The 16,553-nt window shown below is 73.2% G+C and carries 15 protein-coding genes; 7 read left to right on the top strand and 8 right to left on the bottom strand.

Features of this window, described 5'->3' with window-relative positions:
* Positions 1-2: 2 nt before the first annotated feature.
* Complete coding sequence (locus tag ACFC09_RS16495) at positions 3-1,205, bottom strand: Gfo/Idh/MocA family protein (protein WP_376528301.1); 1,203 nt, start codon at positions 1,203-1,205, stop codon at positions 3-5.
* Between the two features lie 189 nt (positions 1,206-1,394).
* Between ACFC09_RS16495 and ACFC09_RS16500 the strand changes: the two genes are divergently transcribed.
* Together ACFC09_RS16500 and ACFC09_RS16505 are read left to right on the top strand one after the other, a co-directional pair.
* Positions 1,395-2,561, top strand: coding sequence for an ROK family protein (locus ACFC09_RS16500; protein WP_376528303.1), 1,167 nt, complete (start codon positions 1,395-1,397; stop codon positions 2,559-2,561).
* A 169-nt stretch (positions 2,562-2,730) separates the two neighbouring features.
* Complete coding sequence (locus tag ACFC09_RS16505; protein WP_376528306.1) at positions 2,731-2,916, top strand: hypothetical protein; 186 nt, start codon at positions 2,731-2,733, stop codon at positions 2,914-2,916.
* Between the two features lie 78 nt (positions 2,917-2,994).
* Here the strand turns inward: ACFC09_RS16505 and ACFC09_RS16510 are convergent, their stop codons facing one another.
* The 5 genes from ACFC09_RS16510 to ACFC09_RS16530 all read right to left on the bottom strand — a co-directional run bounded on the left by ACFC09_RS16510 (position 2,995) and on the right by ACFC09_RS16530 (position 7,067).
* Positions 2,995-3,681, bottom strand: a complete 687-nt coding sequence (locus tag ACFC09_RS16510) for a class I SAM-dependent DNA methyltransferase (RefSeq protein WP_376528309.1) — start codon at positions 3,679-3,681, stop codon at positions 2,995-2,997.
* Between the two features lie 224 nt (positions 3,682-3,905).
* The gene (locus ACFC09_RS16515; protein ID WP_376528311.1) at positions 3,906-4,325 is read right to left on the bottom strand and encodes a Zn-ribbon domain-containing OB-fold protein; all 420 of its coding nucleotides are present in this window, start codon (positions 4,323-4,325) and stop codon (positions 3,906-3,908) included.
* A gap of 164 nt (positions 4,326-4,489) precedes the next feature.
* Positions 4,490-5,242 carry a TetR family transcriptional regulator gene (locus ACFC09_RS16520; RefSeq protein ID WP_376528314.1) on the bottom strand — a complete coding sequence of 251 codons (753 nt, stop codon included), beginning with the start codon at positions 5,240-5,242 and terminating at the stop codon, positions 4,490-4,492.
* A gap of 97 nt (positions 5,243-5,339) precedes the next feature.
* Positions 5,340-5,714, bottom strand: a complete 375-nt coding sequence (locus ACFC09_RS16525; RefSeq protein ID WP_376528316.1) for a hypothetical protein — start codon at positions 5,712-5,714, stop codon at positions 5,340-5,342.
* 429 nt (positions 5,715-6,143) lie between these two features.
* A complete protein-coding gene (locus ACFC09_RS16530; protein ID WP_376528430.1) occupies positions 6,144-7,067 on the bottom strand; it encodes a MurR/RpiR family transcriptional regulator in 924 nt (307 codons plus the stop codon).
* 484 nt (positions 7,068-7,551) lie between these two features.
* Between ACFC09_RS16530 and ACFC09_RS16535 the strand changes: the two genes are divergently transcribed.
* The 3 genes from ACFC09_RS16535 to ACFC09_RS16545 all read left to right on the top strand — a co-directional run bounded on the left by ACFC09_RS16535 (position 7,552) and on the right by ACFC09_RS16545 (position 12,575).
* The gene (locus tag ACFC09_RS16535; RefSeq protein ID WP_376528319.1) at positions 7,552-9,381 is read left to right on the top strand and encodes a hypothetical protein; all 1,830 of its coding nucleotides are present in this window, start codon (positions 7,552-7,554) and stop codon (positions 9,379-9,381) included.
* A gap of 114 nt (positions 9,382-9,495) precedes the next feature.
* Entirely contained in the window at positions 9,496-10,236 is a 741-nt protein-coding gene (locus ACFC09_RS16540; RefSeq protein WP_376528322.1) for an HAD family hydrolase, read from the top strand.
* On the top strand, positions 10,233-12,575 hold the full coding sequence (locus tag ACFC09_RS16545; protein WP_376528324.1) for a glycoside hydrolase family 65 protein: 2,343 nt from the start codon (positions 10,233-10,235) through the stop codon (positions 12,573-12,575). The genes ACFC09_RS16540 and ACFC09_RS16545 overlap by 4 nt, the downstream gene beginning before the upstream one ends.
* Positions 12,576-12,656: 81 nt before the next feature.
* Here the strand turns inward: ACFC09_RS16545 and ACFC09_RS16550 are convergent, their stop codons facing one another.
* Positions 12,657-13,550 (bottom strand): M48 family metalloprotease, encoded by an 894-nt coding sequence (locus tag ACFC09_RS16550; RefSeq protein WP_376528326.1) that lies wholly within the window; start codon positions 13,548-13,550, stop codon positions 12,657-12,659.
* Entirely contained in the window at positions 13,547-13,930 is a 384-nt protein-coding gene (locus ACFC09_RS16555) for a BlaI/MecI/CopY family transcriptional regulator (protein ID WP_376528329.1), read from the bottom strand. Before ACFC09_RS16555 ends, ACFC09_RS16550 begins: the two co-directional genes overlap by 4 nt.
* A 172-nt stretch (positions 13,931-14,102) precedes the next feature.
* On the opposite strand from ACFC09_RS16555, the gene ACFC09_RS16560 reads away from it, so the two are divergent.
* The gene (locus tag ACFC09_RS16560; protein WP_376528433.1) at positions 14,103-15,590 is read left to right on the top strand and encodes a hypothetical protein; all 1,488 of its coding nucleotides are present in this window, start codon (positions 14,103-14,105) and stop codon (positions 15,588-15,590) included.
* Positions 15,587-16,534 carry a YbhN family protein gene (locus ACFC09_RS16565; RefSeq protein ID WP_376528331.1) on the top strand — a complete coding sequence of 316 codons (948 nt, stop codon included), beginning with the start codon at positions 15,587-15,589 and terminating at the stop codon, positions 16,532-16,534. The genes ACFC09_RS16560 and ACFC09_RS16565 overlap by 4 nt, the downstream gene beginning before the upstream one ends.
* The last annotated feature ends 19 nt before the right edge of the window (positions 16,535-16,553 follow it).

The following is a 16,553-nucleotide window of genomic DNA, read 5'->3' on the forward strand; positions in this document are numbered from 1 at the left end:
GCTCAGCTCTCCGGGGCGTCCCCGAAGTCGGGGATCTCCAGCCGGACCCCGCCCTGCCGCGCGGACTTGTGCGCGATGATCCCCGGCAGGGTGTAGCGCGCCGCCACCCAGGCGTTCACGGACGGCAGGGTGCGGCTGTTCACCGCGGTCACGAAGTCGTCCACCAGGAAGTGGTGGCTGCCCTCGTGCCCGTTGTGCAGGTGGTCGAACGCGCGCGGCAGCCGGGCGCGGTCGTGCACCGGCGCCGAACCGGAGGTGAACGCGGCCCGCAGCTCGGGCGCGACGTGCTGGAGCGACGGGTCGTCGGGGGACAGGGTGGGCTTGGGCTCCAGCAGTTCGCTGATGTCCGTCACCCCGGTCTTGTCCTGCCAGAAGGCCACCGTGGCGAGCTGCTCCATGCTCGCGTCCGTGCCGAAGAACCGGAACCGGGACTCGCGGATGTGTGACGGGTAGCCGACCCGCCGGAACTCGTTCGTGCGGAACGAGCCGCCGCCCGCCACTTCGAACAGCGCGGTCGCGTTGGAGACGTCGTTGTCGAACTGGCTGACCGAACGGTCGAAGACGCCGTCCCCGCGCTCGTCGACGACCCCGAGGGCCGACACGCTCACCGCGTGCGTCTGCCAGGCGCCGAGCACCCCGCCCACCGAGTGCGTCGGGTACAGCAGCGGGGGGTAGCTGGCGGTCGCCTGCCAGTTCTCGCCGCCGCTGTACCGGTAGGCGTCGTAGAAGCCGAGGTCCATGTCGTGGACGTAGTCGCCCTCGGCGTAGAAGATCCGCCCGAAGGCGCCCTCGGCGATCTGGTTGCGGGCGTGCACGGTCGCCGGATTGTACTGGCTCGTCTCGCCCATCATGTAGGTGAGCCCGGTCGTCCTGACCGCCTCGATGATCGCGGCGATCTCCTCGGTGGTGATCGCCATGGGGACCGCCGAGTAGACGTGCTTGCCGGCGGCCAGGCCCTGGAGCACCAGCGGGCCGTGGGTCCAGCGCTGGGTGAAGACGGCGACCGCGTCGACGGCCTCCGACTCCAGCATGGCCTCGTACGACGGGAAGGTGCCGGCGAGGGACTGGGCCGTGGCCAGCCGCTCGGCCCGCTCGGGCAGCAGATCGGTGACGTACACGTCGCCGACGCCGGGGTGGGCCTGGAACAGGGTGGCGAACTGGCCGGAGAACTGCCCGGCGCCGACGATGCCGAGGGAGAACGTCATGGAAAAGGGTGCCCTTCAGTGGCCGCGGACGAATGTGATCCGGTGTTGGTCTTCCTCGGGTATTTACTTTTGATGCGAAACAATCAATCCGTCAAGTCCCTTGGACGGGTCATGTCGGCACGGCTCGACACGCTCTAGACTGGTCGCCTTACTTTCAGGCCGAAAGATACCTCAGGGAGTTCGATCTCCATGACCGCCGCAGCTGCCGCCGCCAGCTGGCTGCCGCTCAGCCCCGGTGAACGCTCCGTGGCCATCGAGGTGCTGGTCCACGGTCCGCTGTCGCGCGCCGAACTGGCCCGTCGACTGGACCTCTCCGCGGGCAGCCTCACCCGGCTGACCAAGCCGCTGATCGAGTCCGGGCTGCTCGTCGAGGTCCCCGAGGCGGGCGGCCCCGGCGAGGCGAGGCAGGGGCGCCCCTCGCAACCGCTCGACGTCGTGGCCGAGTCCCGGTCCTTCCTCGGCTTCAAGATCACCGAGGACAGGGTGTACGGCGTCGTCACCAGCCTCAGAAGCGATATCGTCGCCCGTCTCGACCGCCCGCTCACCACGCACGACCCCGGCGAGGTCGTCGATCTGCTCGCCGGGATGACGGCCGAACTGGCCGCCTCCTTCCCCGCGCTCGCGGGCATCGGCATCGGGGTGGGCGGACTCGTGCAGGACCGTGCCGTGGTCGGTGAGTCGCCCTTCCTGAAGTGGCGGGACGTGCCGCTGGCCGAACTGGTCGGGGCCCGCACCGGGTTGCCGGTGGTCGTGGAGAACGACTTCGCCGCCCTGGTCGAGGCGGAGACCTGGTTCGGCGCCGGCCGCGGTCTCGACCGCTTCGTCGTCCTGACCATCGGGGCCGGTTTCGGTTACGGCCTGGTGCTCGGCGGCAAGCGGGTGCGGTACGCGGAGGAGGACCGGGGATTCGGGCACCACTGGATCGTCGACCCCAACGGGCCGCTGACCCCCCATGGCGAGCGGGGCAGCGTCGTGTCGCTGCTCACCATCCCCGGCATCCGGTACCAGATCCGGGCCGCCACCGGCCGGGACGCCACCTACGAGGAGATCCTCGCGCGTGCCGCGGGGGGCGAGCCGATGTCCGTCCGGGTGCTCGACGAGGCGGCACGGGCGCTGGGCACGCTGGTCGGGCAGATCGCCAACCTCGTGATGCCACGGAAGATCGTGCTCGCCGGGGAGGGCGTCGGGCTGATGGACGTGGCCGGAGCGACGGTGTGGGAGACCGTCCGGGCCCACCGCCATCCGCTGGCCGCGCCCGTCGTCCTGGAGACCAAGGTGTCGGACTTCCACGACTGGGCTCGTGGGGCGGCCGTGCTGGCGATCCAGGTCCTGGTGCTGGGCGCCACCGAGGACTGACCCGGCCGAGCGGCGGCCCGCCGCGGTTCGTGAGGACGGCTGACCGACCTGGTACTGAACGGCGAGTGAACGTCCGGTGAGCGGTCGCAGTCTGACGTGATGAGCAACACGGTCGGATATATCCCTTATCGATCGTACTTACTCACCTGGCCTTCACCTCTGCTGGCATATGCTTCACACCATGTCCACCACAGTTGAAGCCGCCTCCGAGCGATCGGCCGCGGAGGTCAACGAGGAGATCCGGGCCCTGTGGCTGCGGTCGGGCGGGACACTGAGCGTCGAGCAGCGCGAGGAGTACCAGCGGCTCGTCCTGGAGTGGGCCGCCGTGGCCCCGCAGTCGTCGCAGGCGGCCTGAGCGCCGCGGTCGGCGGGCTTTGTCCGGCCCGGCGGCGAATCCTCCAGCCGGACACCCGGCTGAGCGCGGCCTGACACGTCAGCGTTCCTGCGTCCGTCTGCAACGCAGGAAGATCTGTTCCTCGGGCTTGGTGTCCGCGGACGCCGGCGCGTACGAGGTGAAGGACTCGCCGACGATCTCGAAGCCCGCGCCCTCGACCACCTCGCACAGCTCGTCCCGCAGATAGCCGGAGACGCGGACCGTGGTGCCGATGAACGGGATCGCGAAGTCGTCGATGTCGGCCTCGACCATCGACAGGGCGAACAGGCCCTCGGGGACCAGCAGTCGGCCGACGGCCTCAAGGGCGAGCGGGATCTCCGCGCGCGGCAGCATGATCAGCGTGAAGAACGCCGTGACCGCGTCGAACCGGCCCAGGTCGCGGGATCCGCCCGGGTAGAGGTCCGCCATGTCCAGTTGATGGAACCGCGCGGCGGGCACGTTCACCCGGGCCAGCTCGACCATCGTGCGCGACAGGTCCACGCCGACGACCTCGAATCCCGCGTCCGCCAGCCGGTGCGCGGTGGGCAGTCCGGTACCGCACCCCAGGTCCAGCACCCGGGCGCCGGGCCGCAGCGAGCCGACCAGCCACTCGGTGGCGGCGACCTGTCCCTCCTTGCGGGGGAAGACCTCGTCGTACCGGCCGCCGATGGCGTCGAACGCCTCGGCCTGGCCGCCGCGGTCGGGCCGTATGTTCCCGAAACCGGGCGAGTTGCTGGGGCTGGTCACGAATGATCTCCCTTTGGAGACGAGCTGAGGTGATGCGCGTGGACCGCCCGTGCACGGTGCGTCGGGCAGTCCGGGTCACCGGTGCCGGATGTGTCACCAAGAGTAACCGCCCTTGGGGAAGGATCAACCCCAAGTGGCCGAGTAGTGCCGCCGATACGCCGGGCGGTCCTGTTCTCCGCTGGGCCAGGTGCTCGTGTATCGCCCGGACGAGCGGTCGGCAGAGGTCAGTGCCAGGTCCGGTACGCCGGCTCGTCGAGCAGTTGGAACAGCGGCTCGCCGCGCACCGGATCCTTGGCCGTCGACAGCCGCACGCGGTCCCCGGTGTGCACGCCCACGGGCGGACCCATGACCCGGCCCCGCAGGACGAATCCCTCGGCCATCTCGATCAGGGACGCATTGCGCGCGGCGGGCGAGTTGCGGTGCAGCACCGAGGCGTGGCGGACGGTGCCGATGCCCGCGCTGCGCTCCGTGACGAGGTCGCCCCCCTGGCACACCGGGCACAGCAGTCGGTGGTACATGGCGGTGCCGCACCAGGTGCAGCGCTGGAAGAGGAGTGTGTCGGTGGAGCCTGCGGCCATGGGGTCGAGGACGCCCGTCGCGCTGCCGGCCCACGCCTGGGCGGCATTTCCTGAGAGGTGGTTCACGCTGGTCAACTCCCTGCGCTCGGCCGGAATCCCGCGCACCCGGCAGCGACCGGGTACACCTGTGCGCGGCCTGCCGTGCCACCGTGCACGCGGAACAGAATATGGCACGGAGTGTCAAGGGTAAAGGTACTCGGTACCCCTAAATTTCCCCGAAACGGGTGGCGTCAGTGTCGGTCGCGGCCCAGTGCCGATTCCAGTTGCTGCACCACCCGCCACAGCGGCGCGTCGCGCCGGGACACCAGGACGATCACGTCCTCCGGGCCCCCGGCCCGCGCCAACTCCCGCTCCTCGCGCCGGAGTTCCTGCCCGGCATCGGCCGCGGCCGGGCCGGCGAAGGCGGACTGCACCTGGCCCAGCGCGTGGTCGACGGCCGCGTCGGCGTCGGTCCGGCCGCCCGAGCGCAGCCAGGAGCGCAGGGCGTTGTTGTGCGCCGCGACCACCGCGGCCGCGACCACGTCGGCCCGCAGCGTCCCGTCGGGCTGCCCGGCGAAGCGTCCGCGCAGGTATTCGGCCAGCGCGCGCTCGTAGCGCCACACCACCGACAACTCGTACGCGCGCAGTCCCGGCACCTGCTTGGTGAGCCGGTAACGCTGCACGGAGAAGGGCGGGTTCTCGGCGTACATGCGCAGCACCAGCCGGGCCGCGTCGCACACCCGCCGCACCGGCTCGTGCTCCGTGCCGCTCTCGGCGAGGAAGGCGGTCATCTCGGCCAGGCAGCGCTCGTGGTCGGGGAAGACCACGTCCTCCTTGGAGGGGAAGTAGCGGAAGAACGAACGCCGTCCGACCCCCGCGAGCGTCACGATGTCGTCGACGGTGGTCTGTTCGTAGCCGCGTTCCAGGAACAGCTGGAAGGCCGCCGCGACCAGGGCGTCCCGCATCGGCGGCTTCGCGGCGGACACCGCGCTGCTGGTGCTCATGCACGCGAACGTAGCATCGCATCCGCCATCCTGGCACTCAGTGCAATTTTGGCGGGAACTGAGTGCTCTCCGTGCTCTGCCGCAGGACGGCTGGGGCTCAGCGGACGGCGCCGTGACCCACCAGGGCCTCGGTGACCGCGCGGACGCTGCGAGCGATGTGCTGGAGCTGGCGGATCTCGGCCGCGTACAGCTTGATGCTGTGCTCGATGACCGATTCGGGCAGGCCCAGCGGCGGCAGTTCCGTCCGGGCGGTCTGCAGCGCCGTGCGTGCCACCCGGATCTCGTGGTGGACCTGGATCTGCGCGTGCCGGGCGAGCAGCACCGGGTGCCGGATCAGCGCCGGGTAGCCGCTGTAGCGGGCCGGTACCAGCTCGCGCAGCCACCTGGCCGCGGAACGCTCCCAGTCGTAGCTGCCCGGCGGCTTGACCTGGCAGGGCCAGTCCGGACTGTTGCGCGTGGTCGTCAGGGGCATGGTCGTCGCTTCCGGGGGTGCGATGGCGTGCGGGGTGGGCCGACGGGTTCGGGCGGCCCCGGCCTAGGGGATGACCGGGACCGCCGCGGGCCGGCCGCGCAGGCGTGGCCCGGCCGAACGTCCCGGGTGCCGCCGCGGGTAGGAGGCGGCGGCTCGGGACGCTCGCTGTGGAGCCCCGGACATCGGACACCGGCGCGGCGAGCGGGCGACGGCATGCGCATGGGCGGTCCGGCTTTCTCGGGGCGGTGCGAGAGGTGCGTCCTGGGGGTGCGGAACCCATCTGGAGTGAACCGGATGCGCTCCGTGAGCAGTATTTATATATGCCGTCGGCTTGGCAAGGCGCATGAAAACATTCATGCGGCATCTGTGGGGAATGATCCCGATACCGGATCCGCAGCCCGTGGCCGCCCGTACCGGATCCCGCCGTGGTCATTCCTTCAGGAAGAACTGGTGCTGTTCGGCGACCTGTTCGTACTCCTCCAGACGGGCCTGGGTGCGTTCGGGATCGGCGTCGGTCATGGCCTGCAACAGCGCGGCGGACAGTACGCCCGGCGCCGCGTACGAGTCGAAGACCAGCCGGGAACCGGTGCCGGTGGCGAAGGTGACGTCCGCCTCGTCGGCCAGCGGCCCGAGCGCCAGATCCGTCACCAGGGCGACCCGCAGCCCGGCGCCCCGTGCCACCCGGATCGCGGTGAGGGTCTCCTGCGCGTGCCGCGGCATGGCGAACGCCAGGATCCAGGTACCGCCCGCCTCGTGCGACTGCAGCAGCGCGTCGTAGGCCACGCTCCCGCCGCGGGTCACCAGCCGTACGTCGGGGTGGATGCGGCGGGCGGCGTAGGCGAAGTACTCGGCGAGCGACACGGAGATGCGCAGGCCCAGGACGGTCAGCGGGGACGAACGGGACAGTTCGCGGCCCAGCCGGATCACCCGGTCGGGGTCGGCGAAGTCCTGCCGCAGGTTCTCCAGGTTCGCGATCTCGGCGTCGACGGCCGCCTGGAGTTCGTTGCCGCGGTTCTCCTCGGCCGCCCCCGGGCCCCCGGGGAGGGCACCCAGCGCGATCGACCGCAGCCTCTCCCGCAGCGCGGGGTAACCGCTGAAGCCGACGGCGGCGGCGAAGCGGGTCACCGAGGGCTGGCTCACCCCCACCCGCTCGGCGAGTTCGGTGATCGAGAGGACCGCGGCCTCGGCGTTGTGCTCGATGAGGTACTGGGCGATGCGCCGCTGCCCGGGGGACAGCCCGCGCCCGTCGAACAGCTCTCTGAGCCGGGAGGTCGGTGCGGCTTCCGCGTCCGGCACGGTCCTGCCCGCGGTGATCGCGGACGCCTGCGCGCGTGCCTGCTGCACCGATGGCACCGGGGTGCCTTCTCTGTCTCCCACGAAGACTCAACATAGCTCACCGACCGCGGTGACCTGGGCTTGTGCACGGTGTCTGACGATCGTCGGCGAAGGGCCGTCCGCGTCGGCCGGGCGACTGCCGTCGATCGGTGGGGCCGGCCCCTCGCTGGTCGGGGTCCGGCCGTCACGGGAGCCGTCGACCGGGGGCCGCCTGGATCGGCCGGGCGTACGAGGGCTGGGTCTCCGGGCCCCTCCCGCCGCACCCGTCCGCCGGCGGACGACACCGCCGCCCACGGCGCGCCGGCGGCCCCTCTTCCGTATCCACCGGTACGGCCCGCCGCCGGGCGGAGTTCACCTCGTGGTGGAACGGGCCGGGCATCCCACGTGCGGGTCGAGGACCGGCACGGTCCGTCCGCCGCCGCGTGCGCGCCCGCGTGTGCGCGTGGGCGGGCTAGGAGTTGACGGAAGGCCCGGCCGCCACCCGAACGGAGGCTCGGAACCCGTGCTGCTCCCTTACCAGCGCCGCCCGTTGCACGATCTGCCGGACACCCCGCAGGCGTACGACGCCGTCCTCGCCGACGTCGCCGAGCAGGCCCTGGCCCGGCTCACCCCCGAGGGCGGCCTGGAACACCCCGAGGCGTACCTCGACATCGGCGACACATCCCTCGGGGTGACCTCCCTGCTGGCCCTGGCCTGGCAGCGCGGCCAGGATCCGCGGCTGCCGGAGGCCGTGCGCCGCAGCCTCGCCTTCCACCTGCGCGAGCGGGTGTACACCGACGACAACCCCGGGTACCCGAATCTGCGGGTCCGGGACTCCGGTCTGCCGTACGCCCGTTACGTCCTGGAGCCGGGCGCGCACCCCGTCGGCGACTGGCCGAGCACCGTGTGGGCGCTGCTCCAGGCGGTCGACATCCTGGACCTCGCCGACGGGCTGCTGGACGACACCCGGCGCGCCGCGCTCACCGAGGTGGCGCACGGCTACTGGCGGTGGCTGACGGAGGCGACCTTCTTCAACCCGCAGGAAGCCGGCAACCAGGCCATCGGCTGTGTCGTCGGCGGCCTGATGCTCGCCCGGCGGCTGCCGCCCGCGCGCGGCGAGGCGGTGCGCTCCCGCGCCCTGGCCCTCTACACCGAGCGGATCCGGGCCCACCGGATCAGGGACCGCGGTGCGCTGCTGCCCCCGGAACACGGCGGCGCCTACGACAACAACTACGGCCCGATCTCCCTCTCCTTCCTCGCCCAGGCGCACCGGGTCAGCGGCGAGCCGGTCTTCGCCGAGGACGGCGACACACTGGCCCGCTACATCGACGCGCGCCTGCCGGGCGGCGGTTACGACACCGGCGGCCCGCGCTACAGCGAACAGCACTCCGGATTCGAATCGGTGCTCGGCCTGCGCTACTTCAGCGGCCGTATCGGCTCCGACCTCGGCCGCTACCGGGGCGACACCCGCTGGGGCCGACACGCGGTCCGACCGGACGGCGGGCTCGACGGGCACTTCGCGTGGATGCTGGTGTGGCAGATCCAGGACACCTCGCGCTGGCACCGCACCCCGTCGGCCGGGACGGTGCGGCACCAGTTGCGCGCGGGCACGGTCTCGGTGGCCTTCGACGACCGGATGACCCCGTCGCTGATCGAGGCCGCGGGGACCTACTACCTGCCCGCCGCCGTCGACCGCCGGCACGGCTTCGGCCCGGTCGTCGACGGCTTCCTGCTGTGCCGGCCCATGGGGGAGGTCCGGGTGCGGGACGCACACGCCGCCCCGCTGACGGCCAAGCTGGTCAGCAAGCCGGTGGTCGGCCCCGACCAGGTCCTCAGACATGTGCGGTCCCTGTACGTCACGGACGGTACGAGCCTGTGGACGGTGGTCGCCGTGGAACGGCTGGCCGGTGACCCCTGCCTGCTGGCCGGGCTGCCGTACGCGGCGGACGACGGCGACCGGGTGCGGCGGGTGGCGCGCGGCGAGGTGACGTCCGCGGGCGAGCTGCGGCTGAGCCATCCCGTGCGGACGGGCGTCGAAACCTTCGACACGCGCGGCGAACTCACCCAGGAACAGGCGGCGTTCGCCCTCGCGGCCGACCCGCGGGGCTACGGCGACCCCGACGAGGGCTGGCGCCACCTGGTCACCTCCTCGGCGTTCGAGGCGGGCCCGGCGCCCGGAGCACCGCCGGACCTGCACGTGTTCGCCGTGCGGTACGGCCCCGGCGGCCCGTTCGCGCCCGCCTTCACCGCCGCGGAGGAGGGTCTGACCGTACGCGCCGAGGTCTTCACCGCGGTGCTCGGGCACGCCGCGGGCGACGCCCACGGCGTGCCCACGCTCACCCTGCACGGCTAGGGCCCGTCCATCGGCATTCAGGTGCATACCCGGCGAATGTGACTTTGTTGACAAGCGGGTCCGGTGTGGCGCACGCCACCCGCTGGGGTGCGTTCCGTGGGGAAGAGTGCTGCTATGACACAGCTCGGCCTGCCCGGCCCCATCGTCGCCTGCCTCTTCGACCTGGACGGCGTCGTCACCAAGACCGCCGTCGTCCACGCCGCCGCGTGGAAGGAGACGTTCGACGCCTTCCTGCGCGCACGGGACGGCGAGGACTTCCGTCCGTTCGACGCCGCGGCCGACTACGCCGAGTACGTGGACGGCCGCCCCCGGGCCGACGGCGTGCGCACCTTCCTCGCCGCGCGCGGCATCGACCTGCCCGAGGGACGGCCCGACGACCCACCCGACGCCGCCACCGTGCACGGGCTCGGAAACCGCAAGAACCTCCTGCTCCTGGCGAAGATCCGCACCGAGGGCGTCGAGCCGTACCCGGGCACCCTGCGCTATGTCGAGGCCGCCAGGGCGCGGGGGCTGCGCACCGCGATCGTCTCCTCCAGCGCCAACACGCTCGACGTGCTGCGCTCCATCGACGCCGAGCACCTGTTCGACGTCCGGATCGACGGGGTGGTCGCCGCCGAGCGCCGGCTGCCGGGCAAGCCGCGCCCCGACACCTTCCTGGCCGCCGCCGCCGATCTCGGCGTACCGCCCGGCCGGGCCGCTGTCTTCGAGGACGCCCTGGCCGGCATGGACGCGGGTCGCAGCGGCCACTTCGGGTATGTCGTGGGTGTCGACCGGGTCGGCCACGCCGACGCGCTGTACGCGCACGGTGCCGACGTGGTCGTCGCGGATCTGGCGGAGTTGGGGGGCACGGAATGATCACTCACCGTTCGTACGCGGTCGAGCCGTGGACCGTACGCGAGACGGACCTCGGCCTCGACGTCCTGGCGCAGAGCGAGTCCGTGTTCGCCCTGTCCAACGGGCACGTCGGCTGGCGCGGCAACCTCGACGAGGGCGAACCGCACGGGCTGCCCGGCAGCTATCTCAACGGCGTGCACGAGGTGCACTCCCTGCCGTACGCCGAAGCGGGCTACGGCTACCCGGAGTCGGGACAGACGGTCATCAACGTCACCAACGGCAAGGTCCTGCGGCTGCTGGTCGACGACGAGCCGTTCGACCTGCGCTACGGCCGGCTCGTCTGCCACGAACGGAAGCTGGACCTGCGTCGCGGCGTGCTGGAGCGGACCTGCGAGTGGACCTCGCCGGCCGGCTCCACCGTCCGGGTCCGCTCCACCCGGCTGGTCTCGCTCACCCAGCGGGCGATCGCCGCCGTGGCGTACGAGGTGGAGGCCGTCGGACGCCGCACCCGCGTGGTGATCCAGTCGGAACTGGTCGCCAACGAGCAACTGCCCGAGTCCGACGGCGACCCGAGGGCGGCGATGGCACTTAAGTCGCCGCTGGAGCCGGAGACGGACTTCGCCTCCGGCCACCGGCTGCGGCTGGTGCACCGCACCCGGCGCAGCGGCCTGCGGGTCGCCGTGGCCGCCGATCACGTGGTGGACGGTCCGCAGGGAACCACGTCCAGCAGCGAGAGCGGCGCCGACGTGGCCCGGCTGACGGTCACCTCCGTGCTGGAGCCGGGCCGGCGGCTGCGGGTGGAGAAGCTGGTCGCCCACGGCTGGTCCGGGACCCGCTCCCGGCCCGCGATGAGCGACCAGGTCGACGCGGCCCTCGCCTCCGCCGCACACGACGGCTGGTCCGGGCTGCTGGCCGGACAGCGGGCCTACCTGGACGAGTTCTGGGGCCGCGCGGACGTCGAGGTGGACGGCGACGAGGAGATCCAGCAGGCCGTCCGCTTCGCCCTGTTCCACGTGCTCCAGGCCGGGGCCCGCGCCGAGCGGCGGGCGGTACCGGCCAAGGGGCTGACCGGGTCCGGCTACGACGGGCACGCGTTCTGGGACACGGAGATGTTCGTGCTGCCGGTGCTCACCTGCACCGCACCCGAGGCGGTCGCCCAGGCGCTGCGCTGGCGGCACGACACCCTGCCCGCCGCCCGCGAGCGGGCGGCCCAACTGGGCCTGGACGGCGCCGCGTTCCCCTGGCGCACCATCGAGGGCTCGGAAGGCTCGGCCTACTGGCCGGCCGGCACCGCGGCCTTCCACGTGAACGCCGGGATCGCGATCGCCGCGCTGCGCTACATCGCGGCCACGGGGGACGAGCGCTTCGAGCGCGAGGTCGGGGTCGAACTGCTGGTCGAGACCGCCCGGCTGTGGCGCTCCCTGGGCCACCACGACCCGCACGGCGCCTTCCACCTCGACGGCGTGACCGGCCCGGACGAGTACAGCGCGGTCGTCGACGACAACACGTACACCAACCTCATGGCCCGGGAGAACCTGCTGGCCGCCGCCGACGCCGTCGAACGCCACCCGCGGGAGGCGGACCGGCTCGGCGTCGACGCGGAGGAGAGCTCGGCCTGGCGGGACGCGGCGGAGGCCATGTACATCCCCTACAACCACCAACTCGGCGTGCACGAACAGCACGCCGGCTTCACCCGGCACCGGCGCTGGGACTTCGAGCGCACCCGGCCCGACCAGTACCCGCTGCTCCTGCACTTCCCGTACTTCGACCTCTACCGCAAGCAGGTGATCAAACAGGCCGACCTGGTGCTGGCCATGTACACCTGCGGCGAGTTCTTCGACGAGGAGCACGTCGCACGCAACTTCGAATACTACGAGGCGCTCACCGTGCGGGACTCCTCGCTGTCGGCGTGCTGCCAGGCCGTCATCGCCGCCCAGGCGGGCCATCTGGAGCTCGCCCACGACTACGCGGCCGAGGCCGCGCTGATGGACCTGGCGGACCTGGAGCACAACACCCGTGACGGACTGCACATCGCGTCGCTGGCCGGTACCTGGATGGCGCTCGTCGCGGGCTTCGGCGGGCTGCGCAGGCGCGAGGGCGGGTTGCGGTTCGCCCCGCGGCTGCCGGAGCGGATCAGCCGGCTCGCCTTCAACCTGGCGTACCGGGGCCGCACGCTGCGCGTGGAGATCCGCGCGGACAAGGTGAGCTACACACTGCTGGACGGGCCGTCGCTCGCGCTCCACCACCACGGGGAGCCGCTGACCGTGAGCACCGACGAACCCGTGATCCGCGCGGTCCCGTCCCTGGGACCGCGCCCGGCCCCCACACAGCCGCTGCACCGCCGCCCGGACCGGGCCTGACGGCACGGACGTCCGCGGGCGTTTTCCCGGCAGGGACCCGTCCCCTGCCGGGGGAACGCCGGGCGTCCTGCCGGGGCGTCCTCAGAACAGCACGCTCGCCAGCAGCGCGAAGAGGTCGTCCGTGGCGTCGGCGGCGCACGCGGCCGACAGGGCGCCGAGGGCGAGGACGGCGAGCGCGAGGGACCACAGGCGCGGGGGCGGGGCCGTCTGCAGGGCGGCGACCCGGCGGGTGACGGACCGGTCCGTGAAGCCGAGGGCGTGCCGTGGCCGGCTGCGGCACGCGGTGAGCGCGGCGCGGGCCAGCGCGCGGGCGGTGGCCGTGCGGTCCCCGACCGCGGCCGCGGCCCGTTCGTCGGCCCAGCGCTCCACCAGGAAGACGACGGCCCGCAGGGTCGGGGCGAGCAGCGGATCGGCGGCGGCGGCGAGCGTGACCGCCGTCACCAACGTGCCGTGGCGGTGGGCGAGGTGGGCGCGTTCGTGGGCGAGCAGCACCCGGCGCTCGGCCGGTTCCAGGGCGCCCAGCATCGCGGAGCTGACCAGGATCCGTCCCGGCCGCCCGGGGATGGCGAACGCCTGTGGCACCGGGGAGGCGGCGACGATCAGTTCGGTGTCCGTCGGATGTCCCTGGCACAGCTGCCGCAGGGTCCGCCGGGTGGCGCGCTCGGCCCGCACGGCGCGGTACACCCGCCAGGCGACGGCGGCCAGCGCCACGCACGCCGCGATCCCGATGGTCTCCGGTACCGGGTCGGCCAGTCGGCGTCCGTCCTCCCTGGCCTCGGCGACCACCGACGGCGCGCTGCCGACCAGTGTGGTGGCCAGCAGGACCAGGGACCAGGTGGTGGCCGCGGCGGTGAGCACGGCCGCGGCGGCCAGTACGCGGGCGGCCAGCGCCGGGGCCACCCGGCGCCCGATCGCCGGGCTGACGACGGGCAGCAGCAGCGACAGCAGCAGCGGCGTGTACACGTCGACCCTCATGCGGCGCCGCCGCTGAGCAGATGGCGCAGCGCCCGTTCCTCCTCGGCGCTCAGCCCGGACACGAACTGCTGGAGCGCGGCGATCGGGTCCGGCCCGCGGTCCAGGGCCTCGTGCATCGCCTCGGCGGTCAGCTCGGCGGCGTTCTTCACCGGCCGGTACGCGCCGCGTCGCCCGTCGGCGTCCCGCAGCACGAGCCCCTTGTCGTACAGTCGTTTGAGGATGGTGTGGACCGTGTTGTAGGCGAGTCCGCCGTCCAGCTCCGCCTGGATCTCGGCGGGGGTCAGCGGCCGTTCGGTGGCCCAGAGCGCGGCCAGCACCTCGCTCTCCAACTCCCCGGCGCTGCGTCGTTCCGCCCTGTCGCGGGAACCCGTGCCAGCCATGCCCCCAACCTTACAGTGCGTAGTGCCATCGACCGGCCCGTCGTGCCCGCCACCGACGGCCGCCCGATGCGGGTAGTTTGATCGTGTTTGTCGTCGACTCCCGCCCTCGGTACTACAGCCTGTAGGGTGTCAGAAACCCTACACGATGTAGGGGTGGAGGGGTGGGTGGATGATGGCCGGCAGCGCGAACGTCACACTCGCCGGGGCGGGCCGCGACAGACGGCGACCCGGATCCGACGCCGCCAGCGCCGCCCGTGCCCAGCGCCCCCTCGTCCTCGTGGCGGCCGCCTTCACCCTCGCCCAACTGGTCCTCGTACGCCCCGGAATGGGCCTCGGCTGGGACGAGACCGTGTACGTGAGCCAGGTCAGCGGCCACGCCCCCGCCGCCTTCTTCAGCGCCCCCCGCGCCCGCGGCATCTCCCTGCTCGTCGCACCCGTGACCGCCTGGTCCTCCGCCACGCCCCTGCTGCGCTGCTACCTCGCCGTACTCTCCGGACTCGCCCTGTTCCTGGCGCTGCGCGCCTGGCGAGGACTCTTCCCGGTGCGCGTCCTGGCGCTGGCGGGCGCCCTGTTCGCCTCGCTCTGGGTGACACTCTTCTACGGCCCGCAGGCCATGCCCAACTACTGGGTCGCCGTCGGCGCGCTCGCCGCCGTCGCCTGCTTCCTGCGCGCCCGCGCCGACCGGGCCGACCGCGCCGCACTGTGCGGACTGGCCGCGAGCGCCGCGCTGATGGCCTGGATGCGGCCCACCGACGCGGTCTGGACGAGCCTGCCGCTGCTCGCCCTGGCACTCGGCCGACGCCACTGGCGCCCGCTCGCCGCACTCCTGGCGGGCCTCGCCGCGGGTGCCGTCGAGTGGGTGGCCGAGGCGTACGTGAGCTACGGCGGCCTGGCCCGCCGGCTGTCCGACGGTTCGGCGATCCAGGGCGGCCTCGGCTGGCACTTCGCCGTCACCGACCAACTGCGCAGCCTGGGCGGACGGGCCCTGTGCCGGCCGTGCACCGGGGCGATGCCCCACCCGGTGGTCATGGTGTGGTGGTTCGTGCTCCCCGCGCTCGCCCTGTACGGCCTGGCCGTCGCCGTCCGGGCCCGGCGCGGCGCCCCCACCGCGCTGCTGCTGGCCTGCGCGGCGACCGCCGCCTTCCCCTATCTGTTCATGATCGGATACGCGGCGCCCCGCTTCCTGCTGCCCGCCTACGCCCTGCTCGCCGTCCCGGTGGCCGCGGCCCTCGGCCACCTGGTGACCACGACCGCCCCGGCCCGGCGACCGCTCGCCGTGACCCTGGTCGCGGTCGGACTCGCCGCCCACCTCGCGGTGCAGCTCGCCGTCCTGGAGAACACCGTCGGCCGCACCACGGCCGCCCGCCGCGACTGGTCGCGCACCGCGGACGAACTGCACCGCCTGGGCGTCCGCCCGCCCTGTCTGCTCACCGGGCACGACGCCATCCCGATCGCCTTCTACGCCGGCTGCTCCTCCGCCGCGACCTCGGGCCACAACGCCAACTCGACCCGGGCCGACATCGAACGGACCGCGCGCAGCACCCCGGTGGCCGCACTGGTCACGGCCGGCGGCCGGCCCCCCGCGTACGCCCGCTCCTGGCCGTCCACGTCCGTCGGCGGACTGCGCCTGTACTACGCCACTCCGGCGGCCGGCTCATGACGGCCCCGGCCGACCTCGCCCCCGCCGCCGGCCGCCGCCGCGCCTACTGGCACACCGCCGGCACCCTCGCCGTCCTGGCGGTCGCCGCCTACCTGGCGCGGCGCCACTGGCCGACGGTCCGGACCGGTGCCGCGCGGCTGGCCGTCGCCGACCACGGCTGGCTGCTGGTGGGAGCCACGGCGGCGATCGCCACCTGGGCGTTCTCGGCGCTCGCCCAGCAGGGCGCGGTCCCGCGCAGGCTGCCCGGCCGCCGACTGGTCGCCACGCAGTTCGCCGCCTCCGCCGCCAACCACGTACTGCCCGCCGGGCTGGGCGCGGGCGCCGTCAACCTCCGCTTCCTGATGCGCTGCGGCCTCCCGGCCGGACGTGCCGCCAGCGCCCTCGCGGTCAAGGCCACCGCGGGCGGCGTCGCCCGCGGCGCGCTCGTCGCGGCACTCACCCTGGCCTGTCCTGGCCTGCTGAGCCTGCCGCGGGTCTCCCCGGTCGTGCTCGCCGTCGGGCCGGCCGTCCTCGTCCTGCTGGCCGTGCTGCTGCGCTCCAGGCTGTGGCCCCGCTGCCGACGGGCCCTGCTCACGGTGCTCGCCGACATCCGCGCCGTGCACACGAACCCGCCCCGCGCGGCCGCCCTGTGGGGCGGCTCGCTGGCCTTCGCCACGGCGCACGCCCTGGTGCTGATCGCCGTCTGCCAGGCCGTCGGACTGCCGCTGCCCCCGGTCCGGGTGGCGCTGCTGTACCTCGCCGCGAGCAGCGCCGCCGCCCTGCTGCCCACCCCGGGAGGCATCGGCTCCCTGGACGCCGCGCTCGCCTTCGCGCTCACCGCCGACGGAGCCCCGGGCGCCGCGGCGGCCTCCGCCGTCCTCGGCTACCGCCTGCTGACCGTGTGGCTGCCGCTGGTTCCGGGACTGCTGGTGCTCGGGCTGCTGATGCGCCGCAAGGCCCTGTGAGCGGACCGGCGTTTCCCGT

This window comes from Streptomyces sp. NPDC056161, from assembly GCF_042268025.1.
In the GTDB taxonomy this organism is placed as follows: domain Bacteria; phylum Actinomycetota; class Actinomycetes; order Streptomycetales; family Streptomycetaceae; genus Streptomyces.

Coding starts and splice junctions, on each gene's coding strand:
- ACFC09_RS16495 (WP_376528301.1), bottom strand. CDS start 1,205: ATGACGTTCTCCCTCGGCATCGTCGGCGCCGGGCAGTTCTCCGGCCAG.
- ACFC09_RS16500 (WP_376528303.1), top strand. CDS start 1,395: ATGACCGCCGCAGCTGCCGCCGCCAGCTGGCTGCCGCTCAGCCCCGGT.
- ACFC09_RS16505 (WP_376528306.1), top strand. CDS start 2,731: ATGCTTCACACCATGTCCACCACAGTTGAAGCCGCCTCCGAGCGATCG.
- ACFC09_RS16520 (WP_376528314.1), bottom strand. CDS start 5,242: ATGAGCACCAGCAGCGCGGTGTCCGCCGCGAAGCCGCCGATGCGGGAC.
- ACFC09_RS16525 (WP_376528316.1), bottom strand. CDS start 5,714: ATGCCCCTGACGACCACGCGCAACAGTCCGGACTGGCCCTGCCAGGTC.
- ACFC09_RS16540 (WP_376528322.1), top strand. CDS start 9,496: ATGACACAGCTCGGCCTGCCCGGCCCCATCGTCGCCTGCCTCTTCGAC.
- ACFC09_RS16545 (WP_376528324.1), top strand. CDS start 10,233: ATGATCACTCACCGTTCGTACGCGGTCGAGCCGTGGACCGTACGCGAG.
- ACFC09_RS16550 (WP_376528326.1), bottom strand. CDS start 13,550: ATGAGGGTCGACGTGTACACGCCGCTGCTGCTGTCGCTGCTGCTGCCC.
- ACFC09_RS16555 (WP_376528329.1), bottom strand. CDS start 13,930: ATGGCTGGCACGGGTTCCCGCGACAGGGCGGAACGACGCAGCGCCGGG.
- ACFC09_RS16560 (WP_376528433.1), top strand. CDS start 14,103: ATGGCCGGCAGCGCGAACGTCACACTCGCCGGGGCGGGCCGCGACAGA.
- ACFC09_RS16565 (WP_376528331.1), top strand. CDS start 15,587: ATGACGGCCCCGGCCGACCTCGCCCCCGCCGCCGGCCGCCGCCGCGCC.